Origin of the sequence: Vibrio sonorensis, assembly GCF_001854765.1 — a bacterium.
GTDB lineage: Bacteria > Pseudomonadota > Gammaproteobacteria > Enterobacterales > Vibrionaceae > Vibrio > Vibrio sonorensis.
This window is the reverse complement of sequence record NZ_LJJE01000035.1, coordinates 1-20,034: the sequence shown is the minus strand read 5'-3', so window position 1 is coordinate 20,034 and position 20,034 is coordinate 1. Positions and strand designations below refer to the sequence as shown.

The 20,034-nt window shown below is 44.9% G+C and carries 13 protein-coding genes and 3 pseudogenes; 4 read left to right on the top strand and 12 right to left on the bottom strand.

The genetic code is table 11. From position 1 onward, the window contains the following. Positions 1–17: 17 nt before the first annotated feature. The gene (sixA, locus tag BLO31_RS06075) at positions 18–482 is read right to left on the bottom strand and encodes a phosphohistidine phosphatase SixA (protein WP_070963543.1); all 465 of its coding nucleotides are present in this window, start codon (positions 480–482) and stop codon (positions 18–20) included. A 282-nt stretch (positions 483–764) separates the two neighbouring features. Here sixA and BLO31_RS06070 point away from each other — a divergent pair, with 282 nt between their 5' ends. Further along, positions 765–3,539 (top strand): insulinase family protein, encoded by a 2,775-nt coding sequence (locus BLO31_RS06070; RefSeq protein WP_070963541.1) that lies wholly within the window; start codon positions 765–767, stop codon positions 3,537–3,539. Between the two features lie 72 nt (positions 3,540–3,611). Here the strand turns inward: BLO31_RS06070 and BLO31_RS06065 are convergent, their stop codons facing one another. Next, positions 3,612–4,223 carry a VOC family protein gene (locus tag BLO31_RS06065; RefSeq protein ID WP_070963539.1) on the bottom strand — a complete coding sequence of 204 codons (612 nt, stop codon included), beginning with the start codon at positions 4,221–4,223 and terminating at the stop codon, positions 3,612–3,614. Positions 4,224–4,466: 243 nt separating this feature from the next. Between BLO31_RS06065 and argS the strand changes: the two genes are divergently transcribed. Continuing rightward, positions 4,467–6,200, top strand: a complete 1,734-nt coding sequence (gene argS, locus BLO31_RS06060; RefSeq protein ID WP_070963537.1) for an arginine--tRNA ligase — start codon at positions 4,467–4,469, stop codon at positions 6,198–6,200. Positions 6,201–7,086: 886 nt separating this feature from the next. On the opposite strand, the gene BLO31_RS06055 is transcribed toward argS, so the two are convergent. Both BLO31_RS06055 and znuA read right to left on the bottom strand, forming a co-directional pair. Next, positions 7,087–10,398, bottom strand: coding sequence for a helix-turn-helix domain-containing protein (locus tag BLO31_RS06055; RefSeq protein WP_070963535.1), 3,312 nt, complete (start codon positions 10,396–10,398; stop codon positions 7,087–7,089). 257 nt (positions 10,399–10,655) lie between these two features. After that, positions 10,656–11,543 carry a zinc ABC transporter substrate-binding protein ZnuA gene (znuA, locus tag BLO31_RS06050; RefSeq protein WP_070963532.1) on the bottom strand — a complete coding sequence of 296 codons (888 nt, stop codon included), beginning with the start codon at positions 11,541–11,543 and terminating at the stop codon, positions 10,656–10,658. Between the two features lie 84 nt (positions 11,544–11,627). On the opposite strand from znuA, the gene znuC reads away from it, so the two are divergent. Further along, on the top strand, positions 11,628–12,413 hold the full coding sequence (gene znuC / locus BLO31_RS06045; RefSeq protein ID WP_070963530.1) for a zinc ABC transporter ATP-binding protein ZnuC: 786 nt from the start codon (positions 11,628–11,630) through the stop codon (positions 12,411–12,413). Next, positions 12,406–13,191, top strand: a complete 786-nt coding sequence (gene znuB / locus BLO31_RS06040; RefSeq protein ID WP_070963528.1) for a zinc ABC transporter permease subunit ZnuB — start codon at positions 12,406–12,408, stop codon at positions 13,189–13,191. The genes znuC and znuB overlap by 8 nt, the downstream gene beginning before the upstream one ends. A 41-nt stretch (positions 13,192–13,232) precedes the next feature. Here the strand turns inward: znuB and purF are convergent, their stop codons facing one another. From purF to BLO31_RS06005, 8 genes and pseudogenes are all read right to left on the bottom strand, one after another. After that, on the bottom strand, positions 13,233–14,747 hold the full coding sequence (gene purF / locus BLO31_RS06035; RefSeq protein WP_070963526.1) for an amidophosphoribosyltransferase: 1,515 nt from the start codon (positions 14,745–14,747) through the stop codon (positions 13,233–13,235). Between the two features lie 33 nt (positions 14,748–14,780). Beyond that, complete coding sequence (locus BLO31_RS06030; RefSeq protein ID WP_070963524.1) at positions 14,781–15,272, bottom strand: CvpA family protein; 492 nt, start codon at positions 15,270–15,272, stop codon at positions 14,781–14,783. 61 nt (positions 15,273–15,333) lie between these two features. Continuing rightward, positions 15,334–15,621: pseudogene (locus BLO31_RS25130) on the bottom strand (SPOR domain-containing protein); the annotation flags it as partial. Positions 15,622–15,680: 59 nt separating this feature from the next. Next, a pseudogene (locus BLO31_RS25125) lies at positions 15,681–15,909 on the bottom strand (cell division protein DedD); the annotation flags it as partial. Next, entirely contained in the window at positions 15,910–17,172 is a 1,263-nt protein-coding gene (folC, locus tag BLO31_RS06020; RefSeq protein WP_070963520.1) for a bifunctional tetrahydrofolate synthase/dihydrofolate synthase, read from the bottom strand. Positions 17,173–17,212: 40 nt separating this feature from the next. Beyond that, complete coding sequence (accD, locus tag BLO31_RS06015) at positions 17,213–18,139, bottom strand: acetyl-CoA carboxylase, carboxyltransferase subunit beta (RefSeq protein ID WP_070963517.1); 927 nt, start codon at positions 18,137–18,139, stop codon at positions 17,213–17,215. A 175-nt stretch (positions 18,140–18,314) separates the two neighbouring features. Next, positions 18,315–19,108: pseudogene (gene truA, locus BLO31_RS06010) on the bottom strand (tRNA pseudouridine(38-40) synthase TruA). Between the two features lie 98 nt (positions 19,109–19,206). After that, positions 19,207–20,034: FimV C-terminal domain-containing protein (locus BLO31_RS06005; protein WP_281182206.1), on the bottom strand; the 828-nt coding region annotated here is incomplete at its 5' end.

The following is a 20,034-nucleotide window of genomic DNA, read 5'->3' as shown; positions in this document are numbered from 1 at the left end:
AACCGTTTCAAACCCTCTTATGGGCGGATATTCCACAGCAACTCACCTTGCTTCTTAACCGGATCATAGTCGATGCAAACTAAACCTGAAGTGGGGAACATTGGCGCAACCATATCCGCGACAAACTCTGCTGTGAGATAGCCAACTAGGGGCAAATGGGAAACTAACAAGATGGTTTCAGGGTTTTCCACTTCAATCAACGCCGAAACATAGTCGTAAACCTGACTTGAATCTCCATAAGGCGTGATATCATCACTGGTTTCCATTTTGCTGGTTTTAAATGTGTTGGAGATCATCTGCCAAGTTTGCTGAGCGCGTAGATAAGGGCTAACGAGTACTTTATCAAACTGAGCAAACCCCTGCTCACTGCACGCCTGAGCAACCTTGAGTGAAGCTTCTTCTCCTCGCTTTGTTAGCGCTCTTTCTGAATCACTAGAAGCATAAGTTTCTGCTTCACCGTGTCGCATGATAAAAATTTTCATGGTTCATTCCTAATTTTATATTTTGTGTCCACATTGTGGTGTGGCTTCTAATTTTTCTATCTTTATATAAATGATTATATCAAGCCATTTCGCAAAGACTTCGACTTTCTTAACACTCTCTACATCGCACCATTTTTTAATCGTAAATTATAATTATTTTTCTTTAGTTTATAGACACATTATTAATAAAACACATACTATTGTTCATGTTTCTCAAGTAGATACTTTCCAGTAGCCTTATTCAGGTTCATAATTAAACAAAACCTCAGGCGGAGATCGCTCGTGCATTTAAGCCCAAATGATAACAACCTTTATCGTTATATCACCCTGGACAATGGGCTTAGAGTATTACTTGTTCAGGATAAGTCGGCCCAAAAATCAGCAGCAGCACTGGCTGTGAATGTCGGGCATTTTGACGATCCAGATACCCGAGAAGGTTTAGCACACTACCTTGAACACATGCTGTTCTTAGGTACCCAAAAGTACCCTAAGGTGGGTGAGTTTCAATCCTTTATAAGTCAGCACGGTGGAAGTAACAACGCTTGGACGGGTACCGAACACACCTGCTACTTTTTTGACGTTACCGAAAACGCTTTTGAATCCGCTTTAGATCGCTTTAGTCAGTTTTTCTCTGCCCCGCTTTTCAATGAGGAGGCGCTAGATAAAGAGCGACATGCCGTTGAGTCCGAGTACAAACTGAAACTCAACGACGACTCTCGCCGCCTTTATCAAGTGCATAAAGAAACCGTCAATCCAGAACACCCTTTTAGCAAGTTTTCTGTTGGCAACTTGGAAACCCTTGCGGATCGCGAAGGTTCGAGTATACGCGATGAAATTATTCAATTTCATCGCACGCACTATTCCGCAGACCTAATGACGTTAACTCTTGTAGGTCCTCAGGATCTTGAAACCATGCAAAGTTGGGTTGAAGCACGTTTTAGCTCCATTCCCAATCTAGGCTTACAAGGCAAACGCGTCGAAGTGCCGTATATCTGCAAGGAAACACCGGGACAGTTTGTTGGCGTAAAGCCCGTAAAAGAAATCCGCAAACTCATCCTGACGTTCCCATTCCCAAGTATGGACGAGTACTATCAGGCTAAACCCCTCTCCTATTTTGCCCACCTATTGGGTTATGAAGGCGAAAACAGTCTGATGCTCGCACTAAAAGAAAAAGACTGGATTACCTCACTTTCCGCAGGCGGTGGTGCTAGTGGCAGTAACTATCGCGAGTTCACCGTAAGTTGTAACTTAACGCCGGAAGGCATAGAACACACTGACGATATCGTTCAAGCAATCTTTAGCTTTATCGATTTAATTCGACGCGAAGGGTTTGACGAGTGGCGCTACTTAGAAAAGAAAGCGGTTCTAGAGTCCGCTTTTCGCTATCAAGAACCCACTCGCCCTATGGATCTCGCCAGTCATCTAGTGATCAATATGCAACATTACCTACCGGAAGATGTTGTGTATGGCGACTTTATGATGAAGGAATATCAGCCAGTGCTTTTAAAAGAGTTACTCGCTTACTTTGTTCCGAAACAGGTTCGCATCACCTTAATCTGTGACAATCAAGAGTTTGATCAGGAAGCTAACTGGTACTTCACGCCTTATCACAAAAGGGAGCTAACCCCAGAGCAAACACAGTTTTACTTACAACCCAGCCCGTTGTCATTCGCATTGCCAACTAAAAACCCGTTTATTTGCTATGACTTAGATCCTGAACCCATTGGAGAGGTCAACTCTCATCCCGAAGTCATTGAATCACTGCCCGGCTTTACTCTTTGGCATCAGCAAGACGATCAGTTTCGCGTCCCCAAAGGCGTTGTTTTTATGGCGCTAGACAGTCCATTTGCGGTAGCAACTCCAAGAAACATCGTAATGACGCGACTATGTGTAGAAATGTTTCTCGACTCCCTTGCCAAGCAAACTTATCAAGCTGAAATCGCAGGCATGGGCTATAACATGTACGCTCACCAAGGAGGTGTCACACTGACACTATCCGGATTTAGCAAAAAGCAACCTCAACTTATGTCGATGATTTTAAGTCGCTTTGCTGAGCGTGAGTTCAATGAAAGTCGCTTTAACCAAATAAAAAACCAACTGCTTAGAAATTGGAATAACTCGGCCAAAGACAGACCTATCTCCCAGCTATTTAATGCAATGACGGGCATATTACAGCCAAACAATCCGCCGTATTCCGTCCTAGCCGATGCATTAGAAACGATTACGGTCGACGAGCTTCCCAATTTTGTGACTCAAATTCTGGCAGAGATCCACGTCGATATGTTTGTTTACGGAGACTGGGTTAAAAGAGACGCGTTAAAACTTGGCGATATGCTCAAAGAGGCACTACGAGTAAAAGATCAGCAATACGAAGAGTCACTTCGACCACTTGTAATGCTTGGTGAAAGTGGTACCTTCCAAAAAGAGGTAGTATGTAATCAAGAGGACTCGGCGATTGTCCTTTACTACCAGTGCGAAGATACCAGCCCAAGGAACATTGCCCTCTATTCGTTGGCCAATCACCTAATGTCGGCGACCTTCTTCCACGAAATTCGTACCAAGCAGCAACTGGGCTATATGGTCGGTACTGGCAACATGCCGTTAAACAAACATCCGGGCATAGTCCTCTATGTTCAATCCCCTAACGCCGCGCCCGCCGAGCTGTTGACATCGATAGATGAGTTCCTAAATGCCTTTTACATGGTTTTGTTAGAACTAAATGAGTACCAATGGCACAGTAGCAAAAAAGGACTTTGGAATCAGATCACGACTCCAGACACCACACTTAGAGGCCGAGCGCAGCGTTTATGGGTAGCGATAGGCAACAAGGATCTACAGTTCAATCAAAGAGAAACTGTACTTGAAGAGCTAAAATTTCTAACGCGCAGTGATATGATTCGATTTGTCGTTAACCAACTTAAACCACGTACTGCCAATCGATTAATCATGCATGCTCAAGGTGACGCCCACCGCGACAGTGAACCGCTGAAAGTCGGTAGTGAAATTGGCTCAATCGAGGAGTTTCAATTAAGGCCTAAAGATTGCCAACTGGGCTAACCTATCAATAGAACCTAAATAGGGGTGGTTTAATCGTCCCCCCTACTTCTTTAGCGCTAACCGATGACGTTCTCAGCCCAGCCCGTTGCCTTCTTGTTCAGACTGAACAATGCTTTCCAAAGTATGGGGATGTAATTTGATACATACCCCATCGTACTTGAATGCCAGTGTGGGGTTACTCAGGCGTTCACCTTCGCCTTTTGGGCTGGATAGTTTAGTCTTAACACCAAGCGCCGCCAACCTTGCCCAATTGCGTTCTAGTTCAGGCCACAAATCAAACAGCTCTTGCTGATAATCGGAAATTGAAGTTGTTTTTGAAGGTACGACAAACTCAATGTGTTCCCAACCTTGCTGGGGATACGTTTTGCCTACGGCAGGATAAGGAAGCTCGATACAATCAACTTTCCAGCTACCAATTTCAATCTCACGATGAAGTTTAACCACTATGATTGGCCGACCATTTATCTTTGCACAAGAGATCTCTTCACCCAGCTCTAACCACGCCTTATGGGCCAATTGAGCCAACTCGTTATCATTAATCCTAAGGGCGATATGATCCGCTTTATAAGGCTGCATATTTAGCCCCAAAATATCCATTAGGCCATGAATTTTATCCATAAATTGGTCAAGTTTAACCAACATTTCGTTTGGCGCTAAACCTGTATTTTTAAGACTTTTCGGCATGTTAGTTTTCTCAAAACACTATTTTTTCGACAATACTAACAAGATCGTCGGGAAAAGGTGAAAAATTCCCAGCTGACTCCCTGTATGCGAGGCAATAAAGTTGTTATTATGTGCGCCAAATTATGAACTTGATCAAAGTATGCCGATGCTCTTTATTGCTGAATATTATTCATATATTTAGGCAATCCAAAGAGTTGTGATTCAGCATGCGATTACAATTCCAGAGAATTGAAGGAAGTACGTGTGAATATCCAAGCACTGATAAATGAAAAAGTATCTCAGGCTCTAGAAGCCGCTGGCGCACCTGCAGGTAGTCCTGCCGCAGTTCGCCAATCTGCGAAGCCTCAGTTTGGTGACTATCAGGCAAATGGCGTGATGGGTGTAGCCAAGAAACTGGGTACCAATCCACGCGAATTCGCACAAAAAGTGCTGGATGTTCTCGACCTAGACGGTATCGCGAGCAAAACCGAAATCGCAGGTCCGGGCTTTATTAATATCTTCCTGTCTGAAGCGTTTTTAGCGAAGCAGGCGGATTCAGCTTTAGCGGATCCTCGTTTAGGTGTTGCTTCTGAAGAACAGAAGACCATTGTTGCTGACTATTCAGCGCCAAACGTTGCAAAAGAAATGCACGTTGGTCATCTGCGCTCGACCATCATTGGTGACGCTGTTGTTCGCACCCTTGAGTTCTTGGGTCACAAAGTGATTCGCGCCAACCACATTGGTGACTGGGGTACACAGTTCGGTATGCTTATCGCCAACCTAGAACGCGTTCAAAAAGAGAACGACGAAGTTTCTATGGAACTTTCTGATCTGGAAGCTTTCTACCGCGAGTCGAAAAAGCTTTACGATGAAGACGAAGACTTTGCACAGCGCGCACGTAGCTACGTCGTAAAACTTCAAAGTGGTGATGAGTACTGCGCGGAGATGTGGAAGAAGCTGGTTGATGTAACTATGATTCAAAACCAGCGTAACTACGACCGCCTAAATGTTTCTCTAACCCGTGAGCACGTGATGGGTGAAAGCATGTACAACGATATGCTTCCTCCTATTGTTGCTGACCTTCAAGAAAAAGGGTTGGCTCAAGAAGACGACGGCGCGCAAGTTGTTTTCCTTGACGAGTACAAAAACAAAGATGGCGAGCCTATGGGCGTCATCATCCAAAAACGCGACGGTGGTTTCCTTTACACCACAACTGATATCGCATGTGCAAAATACCGCTACGAAACACTTGGCGCGGATCGCGTTCTCTACTTTATCGACTCTCGTCAGCATCAGCACCTAATGCAAGCATGGACTATCGTTCGCAAGGCGGGCTATGTGCCTGAAGAAGTCACGCTTGAGCACCATGCGTTCGGTATGATGCTGGGCAAAGATGGTCGTCCATTTAAGACTCGCGCGGGCGGTACAGTTCGTCTTGCCGATCTTCTAGACGAAGCTGAAGAGCGCGCAATTAAACTGATTGAGTCTAAGAACCCAGAACTCGATAGCGAAGAAAAAAGCAAAATCGCTAACACGGTTGCGATGGCAGCTGTGAAGTACGCAGATCTGTCTAAGCACCGAACTACTGACTACGTGTTTGACTGGGACAATATGCTTGCGTTTGAAGGTAACACAGCGCCATACATGCAATATGCTTACACGCGCGTTGCGTCTATCTTTGCCAAAGCGGGTATCGCTATGGACTCTCTAGAAGGTGAGATTCTAGTAAGCGAAGAGAAGGAAAAAGCGCTAATAGCGAAACTTCTTCAGTTTGAAGAAGCAGTACAAGCTGTAGCCCGTGAAGGCCAACCACATATCATGTGTAGTTACCTATTTGAACTAGCAGGCCAGTTCTCTAGCTTCTACGAAGCTTGTCCTATCCTCAATAGCGAAGATGCTGCTATTAAGCAAAGTCGCTTACGACTAGCTGCTCTTACTGCTAAAACAATTAAACAAGGTCTTGCACTACTAGGTATTGATACCCTAGAACGCATGTAACTCTTTTGCAGTAAAGCCACCCTTTAGTCTGCTAAAGGGTGGCTTTTTTATATCTGAATATTCTTCCGTGCTCTAATTTTTCACCAACGCACAAAACCAAATTCCCTCTTTAGCTAGCCAAATCCTTACGCCATTTTTTACTTTATTAGCCACAACGTTAAAAAGGTTAATATTGGCAATTACCCTTACTTCTCTTCCATCTAAATCTTGACTTAAACACACAAATTGAACGTCATTTTTGTAAAAAACGCTTACGTAAAAAACGTCAAAACATCGGTTCCAAATTCACACAAATTAACAATGCGCTGACTTTTCCTTAAAAACCACCCCAGACAAAACCATTTAAATCAATAACTTAAAATTGGTGTCGGATTTTTCATGTAACAGTGTCGTTAATTTTATAAATAAAAAAAGTCTTTAACCGTATAGTTAACCACGTCGGCAGGGGATGACCTTGTTAGACAAACGAATTCCAGAGGTGGTGCATTCCTGCACCACTCCGGCAGCAAGCGAAGGTGTCATTGGCACCCGTGGTATAGTCCCCCCGGCTATACCACGATATTTTTTTTCTAGTCCCACTTGCAAACAAATCAAACTCTTTTCAACACATCTAGACTCACTAGGTTCTCTTTTCTTTCAACGACGATTTCACATCTTTATGCACAAGAAATACTCGCCTAAGCGGTGCTGTATTTTCCCCAATCGATATTGAGTATGCTTGCGGTCACTTTTACGCATATATGCGTTCAACACCTTCTAACTATCTTAAAGAGTTATCCCCCATTGATAGGTCATCGGTTGTGCGCTGTAAGGGTTATTGGCTTGTCACTGGAGTCTATGCTGCAAAGCGCTTGTTCACGCTCTGAGGCTCATTTAGGGCGTGTAGCTACTCACTGTCGTCGTTATCACTTTGCTCGACAAATTGCGTTGGAGAGACACCGAAGCGGTGCTTAAATCGTTGACTAAAATAGGAAGGGTCGTTAAATCCACAATCAAAGGCTACGTCGGCCACTTTCTCACCGGCGAGTAACTTGCGACAAGCGTGATCCAGACGAACTTCACTTAAATATTCTTTGAACGTCTTATTGAGTAAGGTTTTTACTCGTCGTTGAAGACTTCGTTCAGAAACATATAGCATTTTTGCGGCGGAAGAAGTACCGAACTCTGAGTCAGAATAGTGCTGGTTTACCAACGAACTCAGTTTGTCTAACCAAGGGTCTTCTTCTGATTTCGGGTTGTCGTGATTTTCCGGCTCAGTGACGGTACTTTCATTAAACGCGTTTCGCGCAGGCCAGCTCAACTCTACCAAATTGCGCTCATCCGAAGTATGGCAGTGCAACTGACCTCCGCTTTGTTCCACCATGTTCACCAACTCTTGATACATGGGGTTTTCATCATCAATAAACTGAGTGGGCTTTTCTCCCAGATCAAACATTGAACAGACTACGTTGTCACCACGACGAGCAACTCGAATCGTTAATATCTGATTTTTGAAACCGCGCTTTACCGCACTGTCAAACAGCCAGTTAAAGATACCGTCTAGATTAAAGCTCTCAAGCAGTACATAGTGTTCTTGATCGTTGTGGCAATCAAAGTCTACCGACATTTCTGCCTTGGTGAGTTCTTCTTGCCAGCCATCTATCACTGACTGAACGACAAGGCAGAGGTTATAAACCGGCTCACCTCGCCCACTATCACTGCGAATATTGAGCAACATAGAAAGCTCACCAGAAAGCCACTGATTTATTTCCCCGTCGCTGCCTCCCTTACTACTTATTTTGTCTAGCAGAGATTGGACCGACTGAGTAAATAAGATGTGTCGCACTTGGATCTGTTTGCGCAGCTGATTGTTATTCGCCAGTAATATTCGGCTTTGATGACGCAGTTGATTGGTTTTTAACGCGACTTGGGCCTTGAGTTTTCTGTTAGACTTAACCACTAGGCGAGATCGCCAAGTAGCGAATATAAGAACGAGTAAAACAGCAGTACATATGTACGCAACGACCGCATAAGACCTGAGATACCAAGGTTCTAATACCGAAAAGAACAAGGATTTCTTCATACCAACTTGCTTGCCGTTCTCCACAAACCTAACAATCAGCTGGTACTTGCCCGGAAGGGCGTGATCGATAGTGAGAAGATTGCCTTCCAAAGCTTGCCAAGACTCTTCGCGATCTAACTTGTATTCCAGTGACATGTTGTCCAATGACGGAAGCACTCCCACCTGTACTGAAATAGAGTCACCAAAGTTAAAATTGAGCACCCCGCGGTGAGAGCCAGCTAAAGAAACGAGTTGTTGATTCGCTTTGATATGGCTAAATACCAACTTAGGTTGAGGAAGGTAGCTACTGATCAGCTGAGAGGTATCCGCTAAAACAAGGCCGTGTTTTGAGCCCAAGACAATTGACGGCTTGGCACTACTGCCATTGCTGCACATCCCAGACAAAAACTCGTTATTTATTAATCCATAAGGATAACCGAAGTGGTTTTCTATACTTCCAGACAACTGATAATGCGTCAAACCCGCCGAGGAAGTTAGCCAAACGCCATTGTCATCCATCAACATACACTGAGGTTTAATATGAGCGTCAACCATAGGTAAGGTATAGACATAGCTAGATTTAGTGGATAAGCGATAACTGCCATACGCCGCTGCGACCCAAACTTCGTCATCGCTAATCGGCAAAATACTGAACACTTTTCCAAACTGGGTACTGTCATCAACAAAACGAACCAAGTCGCCTTTAACAATATAAGTGCCGTGTTCAGTACCAATAACAAGAATGTCATCTTCAGTTAATGCCGTTCTCGTTACTTTTGCAGGTAAATATTGGTCAAGCATCCAATCGCTTCCAATAAGCTTCGCCGCATTTTCTTTCGGTTCGTAGCGCCACAACTTATCTCGCCCAATACCCCAAATTACGCCGTTACTCCCCGCTTCTAAAAACTCCGCCGAGTTACCCTGTCGATTTCGGCCTATCGTTTCAAAGCGATGCCCCACCAAAGAGAGTTTAATTCTAAGGACCTTTCCTGTTACTGCTATGTAGAGATACCCGTCACTTTCAAGAACGTCATTAACTCTGCCTTTATAAACAAGGTCTTTCCTCTGGTAATAACGGTCAACGATAAACAGACCACTTTTAGTGATCATCCAATAGCCTTCTTGTGACTCTCGAGGGATAAGTTTTTCAGGCTTATCACTTCGCATCACCCCGGTGAGGTTGTGTAACGGTACTCGAACAAAATTCTCGCTAAACAGAGAGTAGTAGCGAATACCTTTATCGGTGGCTATCCATACGCCGCCTCTTTCGTCGTTGAGAAGTGCGTAGATTTTCTCACCAGAAAGACTGTTTCCTCCGACTAATACGTCGTCGAATCTTCGAAACTCCCCAGTCATAAATGAATAAAAGTAGAGGCCATCTTCAGTGCCTATCCAGTAATCTTGGCCAGTTTCGGTTATAGAAAGCACGTGAGAAGTCGCAAACAGGGTAACCGGTTGGCCCGGTGCTTCTACATTAAAAATGAGCACCTTGTCTAAAGCACCGATTAAGAGTTCACGCCTGCGTTCAGAAAAGTAGAGCCTTTCAACATATCGATTACCCGATACCTCTACATGACTAAAACCGTTTTCATCGGATAAATAAACCCCCGCATTCGTTGCAAGAACCCACTTAGACAAAATGAACGCTGCATCATTTATTTTAAAATCGGTAGATTGGTTGAACTTGTATAGTTCCATCAAAGAGTAGGAATCAAACTGTCCGGTAAGCGCGTGGTAGGTGTAAAAGTTGGCATCATCGGAAACCCAAACATAGTCACCAGAGGTGCCGATCTTTCTAATCTCAGTGCCCGGTTTAAGGCTCAAGATCAGTTCGCGTTCTCGGTTTGGCAAGGTGCGATAAATCTCGTTGTCGATGAACGACCAAAACGCTTCTTGAAGATAGACAACCTCGGTGTGGTCATTGGGGAGCAGTGAGCCTGCACTGGGTAGAACCTTGGTGCCATCAAACAGAAGAACCTGATTTCGTACATCTTGAATCCAAAGGCCGCCCTCGCTGGCCAAAAACAGATTTTTGGCGGCGAATACTTTGCCCTGAGATTGAGTCGGCAACGGATAAAATACTTTAGGCGAGTCATCCATAGCCCAGGTCAGTTGACTGAAAAACAGCGCCAACCAAACCCAAAAAGTTCTATACAAAACTTAAATTCCAGCGGTCTGACAACCAATTAAAACGATTATTGAGGAGAGAAAATGTGAGGTGCAGGTTATTGTGTTTTTATCGCTACCCATTAAAACATCACGTAACTATCCCATAACAAAGTCTACGAGATTAATTCGCAGAGTTAATTATCTTACAAGATTAACTGATAGGTAGCTCAAAAAAACAAAACTTTTAATACCTGAATCACATGGATTCTGTGATTCAGGTAAAAATTAGGCGGGAAAGTGTACGGTTACTTACTCAGGCAGGTTTCGAAGCTATCTGCCAAACTTTGTAAGAAGACAAAGTAACTGCCTGATTTAACTTCGATCGAAGCACCTAGAGGGTCAAGTTCACCTATATTGGCACTACTACCGCGAGTCACTGACTGCACTACAGCTGGCGTATACTGAGGCTCTTTAAACACACATGTAGCTTCTTCTGCGGCCAACGCTTTTCGGATCTTAATCAATGTTTTTGCCCCGGGTTTTCTCTCAGGACTAACCGTGAAGTGCCCCAACTGGTTTAACCCGTAGTCTTCTTCAAAATAGGCATAGGCATCGTGAAATACGTAGTAACCTTTCGATTTAACTGGCGCTAACTGCTTAGTGATTTTTTCTGAAAGTGACTGCATTTCAGCTTCAAACTGTTTGAGGTTTTCTTCATAAACCAACTGGTTATTTGGGTCCAGTTCTGCCATTGCCTTTGTTATAGCTTGTGCAACTTGTACGGCTGTTTTATGACCGAGCCAAAAATGTGGGTCATGAGTGCCGTGGTCGTGCCCGTGATGATCATGGTGGTCGTGTCCACCTTCGGCAAACTCTCGCAATGCCAATCCATCAACCTGACTCAAGGTCAATACCCGATCGCGTTTGCTTAAGCTCTTCTCTAAGAAAGGCTCTAAATCGCGACCAAACCAAATCACCAAATCTGCGCCTTGGATACGGCGTACATCCGATGGCTTAAGCGCGTAATCATGAGGCGATGTATTTGTGCCAAGAAGTACCTCAGGCTGGCTAACACCTTTAGTGATTTCAGTTGTGATCATTTGAATAGGTCGAATCGAGGTGAGTACGTCCGCCGCATTGGCTGAAAATACCGCCAAGTTGAGTAAAAGACCGGCTGTTAATAATCGTTTCATAGTCCTTGCACGCTTTGATATGGCTTTAAAGTGGGATGAATGTTACATTATAACAAGATTTAATTGCAAATGAGTTCTATTTAAATGCCGTTAGTGGAGCTAGACAAAGTTAGTGTTCGTTTCGGTGAACGTCAGGTCTTAGATAATGTCTCTTTAACCATCAAAAGAGGAGAAATTACCACCCTGATTGGTCCAAATGGTGCTGGTAAATCAACCTTGGTCAAAGTCCTACTTGGTTTGCAAGCAGACTTCCGAGGAAACATCAAAAAGCCGAAAGGGTTAAAGGTCGGTTATGTGCCACAAAAGCTCAAACTCAACGATACCTTGCCACTCAATGTCTCTCGTTTTCTTTCTTTAGCGGGTCGCTTTAGCCAGCAAGAGAGACTAGATGCCTTAAAGCTCGTCGGTGCAGAGCATCTGTTAGAAAGTAATATGCACTCTTTGTCAGGTGGCGAAAACCAAAGGGTCTTGTTGGCCAGAGCGCTTTTGCAAAGGCCAGATCTTTTAGTGCTAGATGAACCCGCTCAAGGCGTTGACGTTCAAGGACAAATCGACCTATATGACCTGATCGATACGATACGCCATCGTTTCAATTGCGCGGTATTTATGGTGTCCCACGACTTGCACTTAGTTATGGCTAAAACCGACGACGTCGTTTGCTTAAATCACCACGTTTGTTGTTCTGGCGCTCCGGCGGACATTACTCAACACCCAAATTACATCGCCCTGTTTGGCGAGGCGCGCAGTGAGTCCTTAGCCTTCTATCATCATCAACATAACCACCATCACCACGACTTGGCGGGACAAGCCGTTGAAGGTGATGCGGATACTTGCAGTCACCACTCTCACGGTCACCATCATCATGATTGAGTTTTTACTTCCTTCCATACTCGCTGGATTAGGAATTGCCGCCATCGCGGGTCCATTGGGTTCGTTTGTTGTATGGCGCCGCATGGCCTATTTTGGCGACACCTTAGCACACGCTTCACTTATGGGGCTTGCGTTAGGTTTCCTGTTAAATGTGAACCTGTACCTAGCCCTACTGGTATGCTGCTTAGCGTTGGCTGTCGTTTTGGTCACATTGCAAAAGCAGCGAGTTGTAGCCACAGATACCTTATTAGGGATCCTTGCCCACAGTTCGCTCTCTCTAGGTTTAATAACCGTGAGCTTCTTAGACAATGTGCGTATCGACTTGATGAGTTACCTGTTCGGAGATTTGTTAGCAGTATCGCCGCAAGACATTCTCTATATTTATGCAGGGGTCGCTCTGGTCGCCGTAATTTTGTTCGCCTTCTGGCGTCCACTACTTTCGACGACGATAAATGAAGAGTTGGCTGCTGTTGAAGGACACAATGTCGACCTAATGAGGCTGGTTTTAATGCTGTTAGTCGGCGTTTTTATTGCAGTTGGAATGAAGTTTGTAGGTGCACTTATTATGACGTCACTATTAATCATTCCCGCTGCAACTGCTAGAAAGTTGGCTCGTAGTCCGGAGCAAATGGCGCTATTTGCATCAATAATCGGTGCCGTCGCCGTCCTTTCCGGCCTCTCAATGTCGTGGCATTTTGATACTCCTGCTGGCCCTTCCGTTGTAGTTGCGGCAACAGCACTCTTTATCCTCTTTCAAACATTTAAATCTCGCGCATAAAAAAAGGGCTTCCATTGGAAGCCCTTTTTTAGATACTGCGGTTAAGCACCTTCGTTGTGTAACTCTAAGTTAGCTAACTCTTGCTTAATTTCGCGTTGTACTTTTGCATCATCGTTACGCAATGAATCGATGAAATCCAAGTACTCTTGATCAATATCTCCAGTCACATACTCGCCGTTGAAAACAGACGTTTCAAACTTGGTGATGTCGGTATTGCCTAAACCTACGGCTTCAACGAGATCATCGAGTTTCTGGAAGATAAGCTCATCAGCGCCAATCTGTTTACAAATAGCTTCGTTGTCGCGACCGTGTGCGATTAGTTCGTTTGCACTTGGCATATCGATACCATAAACGTTCGGGAAGCGGATTTCAGGAGCTGCAGAAACCATGTAAACCTTCTTCGCGCCAGAATCACGAGCCATCTCAATGATCTGCTCTGATGTGGTTCCACGTACGATAGAGTCATCAACCAAAAGCACGTTCTTGTCTTTAAACTCTGAGCGAATAGCATTCAACTTGCGACGCACTGACTTCTTGCGTTGCTGTTGACCTGGCATGATAAAGGTACGGCCTACATAACGGTTCTTTACAAAGCCTTGACGATATGGTTTTTCAATAGCTTGTGCTATTTGCAAAGCGATATCACACGATGTTTCTGGAATGGGGATAACCACATCAATATCTAGGTTTTCGAACTCATCACGAATGCGTTGGCCTAGTTTTTTGCCCATTTCTACGCGAGCACTGTATACAGAAATTTTGTCGATAAACGAATCTGGACGTGCAAAGTATACAAACTCAAAAATACATGGGTTTAGAGATGGGTTGTCAGCGCACTGGCGCGTGTGAAGTTCACCATCAAACGTCGCGTATACCGCTTCACCCGGAGCAACATCGCGAACAAAGTCAAAACCAACCGCATCTAAGGCTACAGATTCAGAAGCAACCATGTACTCAGTGCGGCCATCTACTTCACGCTTGCCAAGACAAAGTGGACGGATGCCATTTGGATCGCGGAATGCGATAAGACCATGCCCGATAATCATAGCAACAACGGCGTATGCTCCTCGGATTGTGCGGTGAACATTTGTCACGGCGCGGAAAACATCATCAGAAGTTACGTTGCCTTTAACCGTATCAATTTCGTGAGCCAATACGTTTAGCAACACTTCTGAGTCAGAAGTCGTATTTAGGTGACGGCGATCTTTTTCAACAAGTTTTTCGCGAATATCTGCCGCGTTTGTTAAGTTACCGTTGTGAGCAAGGGTAATACCGAAAGGCGAGTTCACGTAAAACGGCTGTGCTTCCGAAGCGCTTGAACTACCTGCTGTAGGGTAACGTGCGTGACCAATACCAACAGTGCCTTGCAGTCTCTGCATGTGTTTGGCTTCAAATACATCTTTAACCAATCCGTTCGCCTTACGCAGACGAAAACGATTGCTTTCTATGGTACAAATACCAGCGGCATCTTGGCCACGGTGCTGTAATACCGTTAATGCGTCATAGATAGACTGGTTTACAGGCGTTGTGCCAACGATTCCAACAATACCACACATGTCCTAACCCTCGATTTTCGACAATGGCTGGCGCTATAACGCGCCAGATAAGAAACTTGATGTCGCCTTTAAGTGCTCAAAAAAGGGTGCAATCACACGACTAAACTCAGGTACTAACTGAGAGCTAGTCCACCACTCCGAAGAGTTAGCGGTAGTAAATGCATCCATAAAGAACAAACCCGCAGATACGATTAAGACCCCTCGCAGTGCTCCAAAAACCACCCCGAGTACACGGTCTGTACCTGAAAGCCCTGTCTTTTGAACTAATTGTCCGAGCACATAGTTCACAATGGCCCCTACAATTAGCGTAGCAACAAATAAGGCTGCAATCGCCGCTCCGTTTCGAACCATGTCGTCTTGAATGTTAGTGAAATAAACCGCTAACTTTAAGTAATAGTGGCTGGCGATAAAAAACGCTCCACACCAAATTACCAATGACATGGCTTCTTTCGCGAAACCGCGAATTAAACTGATCAAAGCCGACAGGCCGATCACACTTAAAATGACAATATCTAACCAATTCATGAGTTCAACATCTTAAGTTGGCGCGCATTTTAACAGAAAAAACGCTGACGCAAACGTTTTCTTATGGATTAAGTGGTTTAAATTTGAGCAATCGACCTTTGGAACCGGTAATTTTCTCAAGTTCTATAAGCTGTCTTTCCAACTTACTCTTTGAAACATCGGGACCTATGATTACTCGGGTAAAACCGTTTTCTAATTTAGTATGAGCCTGATATCCCCTTTTCTGTAGATCCTTAACTACGTTTTTCGCATTTTCAGCATTTTTAAGTGCCATAAGTTGAATTAACCAAGCGCTTTCCTGATACTCGTTGCGTTCAGGTACGGGCTTAACCTCTACTTCGACGACATCGGAAGCCTGAGCATCAGCGGCCTCAGTTGGAGCTACTTCAGCTATCTGTGACGTTGATTCTTCAACGATGGCTTCAACGGGAGATTCTGGCAATGCCACCGTGTCTTCCACTGGTTCAAGCACTTCAAATCGTTCAATTTCACTTTCCAGCTCAGGCTTTATAGGGATGCTCGCGATCTCTTCGCGATAGTGGCTTTTCTTACCATCCAAAATGTCAGGCAGTACAATAACTCCTACTGAGACAAGGATAATGGTACCCACTAAGCGACTTTGAAATTTACTCGCCATTTACTCTCCTTTTTCGCAATGCGATAACACTTCACCTACCGTGTGAAATGAACCGACGACTAAAATGACATCATCCTTATCGGCGTTTGTCATCGCGGCATCAAATGCGGCTACAGGGTTATCAAATTCTGCTTGGTAATCGGGTAGGTACGCGGTCAGTTCTGAGGCTTTCGCCGCTCGTTCACCGGTTAGCGAGGCAGGATACCAAACGTCCCCTACCCCTGACAGCGCGTCTATCGTCGATTTGATATCTTTGTCGTGCAGCATGGCAATCACCACATGAACTCGCTGATTCCCGTAACGAGTTTTGATTTCGTCTTTCAAATACTCGGCTGAATGGGGATTATGAGCAACATCTAACACCACTGTCGGGCCGTGGCCAATGACTTGCATACGGCCAGCAAGAGAAGCCGACTCAAGACCTTTTACTATGTTTACATCACTGATATCAAGTTCAGAGCAACCCAGTGCCATTAGAGCAGTCGCTGCATTAGCAAGGGGGAGACTTGGCAGCGGTAAATCATCTAAAGCGAATGTGCCGCTGCGCCAAGACCAACGCTGATTTTCCGTCACCTTGTAATCAAACTGGATGCCAACTTGATGAAGATGTGCGCCAATATCATCAGCGTGTGCAGCAACGCTCGCTGGTGCCTTTGGTTGCCCGCAAATAGCAGGTTTATCGCTGCGATAGATCCCCGCTTTTTCATAGCCAATCACATTGATATCATCACCTAACCAGTCTACGTGGTCGATAGCTAGGCTGGTAATCACTGAAACGTCGTGGTCAACGACATTCGTCGCATCCAAACGACCGCCTAGCCCCACTTCTAATAGAACCACTTGAACGTTTTCCGTTTGGAACAACCTTAGAGCGGCTAACGTGCCATATTCAAAGAAACTAAGGCTGATATCACCACGAGCATTTTCAATAAAGTCAAAAGCTTGGCTGTGCTTTTCATCTGAAAGCTCTTTGCCATTGATTCTAACGCGTTCATTGTATCGAATTAGGTGTGGAGAACTGTAGACACCTACTGAGTAGCCAGCGTCGAGCAAGATAGCTTCCATCAAAGCACATGTCGAACCTTTGCCATTAGTTCCAGCAACGGTAATGACTGTAGGGGCTGGTTTTATCAGTTGAGCTTTTTGAGCAACCGCCTGAACTCGTTCAAGTCCTAGATCGATAGCTGAGGTATGGATGTTGGTTAAATAATCAAGCCACATCGCGAGAGGTGATGTGGCTTGGGGAATTGGGTTTTGATTCATCTAACTAACCGAATCACGGTAATTTTACGTTAGTGCTACTTTACCCTTTTTCATCCGCTTCTGGTACAGAATATGCCTCTTCATTTGGAGAATCGTTAACCGATACCACAAGAGGAGATGGCTGATTAGTAAGTTTAGAGACAATGCTGCCGACGCGTGTACGCATTTCACGGCGGTCAACAATCATATCAATCGCACCGTGTTCTAATAAGAACTCACTGCGTTGGAAGCCTTCAGGTAGGTCTTCACGTACTGTCTGCTCTATCACTCGGCGACCGGCAAAACCAATCAATGCCTTAGGCTCAGCAATGTTTATATCGCCAAGCATAGCTAAACTTGCCGAAACACCACCCATAGTCGGGTCAGTTAACACCGAAATAAAAGGTAGACCTTTTTCAGATAAACGAGCCAATGCAGCACTGGTTTTTGCCATCTGCATAAGAGACATTAACGCCTCCTGCATTCGCGCGCCACCACTGGCCGAGAAGCAAATTAGTGCACTATTGTTTTCGATAGCAGCTTCTACAGCGCGAACAAAACGAGCACCGACAACCGAACCCATTGAGCCACCCATAAAGGAGAACTCGAAAGCACACGCAACGATTGGTAGACCGAGCAATTCACCTTTCATTACAACTAAAGCATCTTTTTCGCCGCTGGATTTTTGCGCCGCAGAGATTCGATCTTTATAACGCTTCGAATCTTTAAACTTCAGTTTATCCATTGGCTCTAGCTCATCAGCTAGTTCTGTGCGGTTGTTTTCATCAAGGAAAGTTTCAAGACGACGACGCGCCTTCATACGCATATGATGATTACACTTAGGGCATACCTCTAGGTTTCTCTCTAACTCTGCGTAATAGAGAACCTGACCACACACTGGGCACTTCGTCCACACCCCTTCAGGTATTGACGCTTTGCGTGAACTTACAATGTTGCTTTTTTCTAAAATTTTTTCAAGCCAACTCATGGAAGACCTTTTCTATCAACACTTCCGCAGGCTGCGAAAGTTACAAATTCTGGATTTACGCGTGAGGATTAAAGCATAGAAAGTGCCAGCTGTGGACAAAAAACTGGTTGTACCTATTTCTTGTACCTATCTCTCATGCGGTAATGCACTGATTTTTTGAACAATTAAGCTAGGATTAGTTCAACTCATCTGGCAGAAACAGAGGACCGATCGCACCTTTTGGAAGCTCAAAAGATTCAGGGTAGTCCACATCGACCAAATAGAGTCCTTCCGCTTTAGCGGTTGCTCCCGCTAATTTTCTGTCTTTGGCTTCCAACAGCCATTCAATCCACTCTGGTTCTTGCTCGCCACGACCTACTGCAATAAGACTGCCGGTTATATTCCTCACCATATGGTAAACAAAAGCATTCGCTTTAATATCAATAACTACGTACTGCCCGTGACGACTCACGTTTAAGTGCATTATGTTACGCCACGGACTGCGCGACTGACAATGAACAGCTCTAAAAGACGTGAAATCATTCTCACCTAAAAGGTATTGCCCTGCTGTATGCATGCGTTCGTGATCTAATTCGCCGTGATAGTGACTCACACCATTCGACAAAATACCCGGTCGCAGAGGACTGTTGAAAATAATATAGCGATAGCGCCTAGCCGTTGCTGAAAATCTGGCGTGAAACTCTTCCGAAACAGGGTGAGCCCACCTTACAGCGATATCAGACGGTAAGTTAGCATTTACTCCCATTGTCCAAGCTACCATCTTACGCTCAGACGTAGTGTCAAAATGGACCACTTGACCAGTACCATGTACACCAGCATCTGTGCGCCCTGCACACAACACTTCAACCGGATGATTGGCGACCACACTCAGTGCTCGTTCCAACTTTTCCTGCACACTGATGACTTCTTTCTGGCGCTGCCATCCATAGTAGCACTGCCATTATATTCGATACCTAAAGCGATTCTCATCTGAGTCGTTCTCTACAAAAATGGGGGCAGAAGTATAGCCGTTTACATTTAAAAAGATAAGGGGGCATCTGCCCCCTTCCTAAGCGATAACGCTTATATTAACGTCCGTTCAATTTATCAATTAAGCTTTTCGCTTCGCGTCGAATCTCATCGCTACCGTCGACAATCGCTTCTTCTAGTAGCTTGATCGCACCGTCTTTGTCGCTCATCTCCATATAGATTTTTGCTAGATCCAGCTTACCTGCTGCTTCCGCATTGGCATCGACATCGGTTTCCCCTATATCACCAATCACATCGGGGAAGTCATTTAGGCCGACGTCTAGATTCAGTTCCTCTTCCGATTCATCGAATGGCTTACCCTCTTCGGCTTCCACCTCTGCCATCAGTTCATCGATCGTTCTGTAACCATGATCTCCGGACTTCAGATCGGCAATGCTCTCTTGATCTTCCCAGTTTTCTTCTAAGACCTGAGCTTGCTCTGGTAGATTATCACTGCTCCAAATACCCTGCTCTTCTTCTGGGATGTCATCGGTTATCTGTGCCTGTTGCTCTGCGGATAAACTAAAGCCGTTCCAGTCTTCACCGACGTCTAACATGGCATCTAAGTCCATACCAGCACTGTCTGAAGTCACTTGATCTGGAGTGTCTATTTCAAAGTCGCTTTCTTGAGGAGATTCATCGGCTAGAAGTTCGTCGAACGCCTTTTCGTCGTAATGACGATGTGCCTCCTCTTCTGGAGAGACTTCATCTAGAGAAGGTATATCTAAGTTATCTAAATGGAAATCTTCTTCCCCATCAACTTCCGATTCTTCAAGAGCATTGAGAAGATCCGTTTCCGACATAGCGATCGGCTCTTCTTCACTTGGCGTAACTTCCCCTTTCCCAGCATCAGGTAGAGGCTCTGGCTCCGCTGCAAATTCCGCCAA

Excerpts from the sequence above, each read along its gene's own strand:
- sixA (WP_070963543.1), bottom strand. The coding sequence starts at position 482 with ATGAAAATTTTTATCATGCGACACGGTGAAGCAGAAACTTATGCTTCT.
- BLO31_RS06065 (WP_070963539.1), bottom strand. The coding sequence starts at position 4,223 with ATGCCGAAAAGTCTTAAAAATACAGGTTTAGCGCCAAACGAAATGTTG.
- znuA (WP_070963532.1), bottom strand. The coding sequence starts at position 11,543 with ATGAAACGATTATTAACAGCCGGTCTTTTACTCAACTTGGCGGTATTT.
- znuC (WP_070963530.1), top strand. The coding sequence starts at position 11,628 with ATGCCGTTAGTGGAGCTAGACAAAGTTAGTGTTCGTTTCGGTGAACGT.
- znuB (WP_070963528.1), top strand. The coding sequence starts at position 12,406 with ATGATTGAGTTTTTACTTCCTTCCATACTCGCTGGATTAGGAATTGCC.
- purF (WP_070963526.1), bottom strand. The coding sequence starts at position 14,747 with ATGTGTGGTATTGTTGGAATCGTTGGCACAACGCCTGTAAACCAGTCT.
- BLO31_RS06030 (WP_070963524.1), bottom strand. The coding sequence starts at position 15,272 with ATGAATTGGTTAGATATTGTCATTTTAAGTGTGATCGGCCTGTCGGCT.
- folC (WP_070963520.1), bottom strand. The coding sequence starts at position 17,172 with ATGAATCAAAACCCAATTCCCCAAGCCACATCACCTCTCGCGATGTGG.
- accD (WP_070963517.1), bottom strand. The coding sequence starts at position 18,139 with ATGAGTTGGCTTGAAAAAATTTTAGAAAAAAGCAACATTGTAAGTTCA.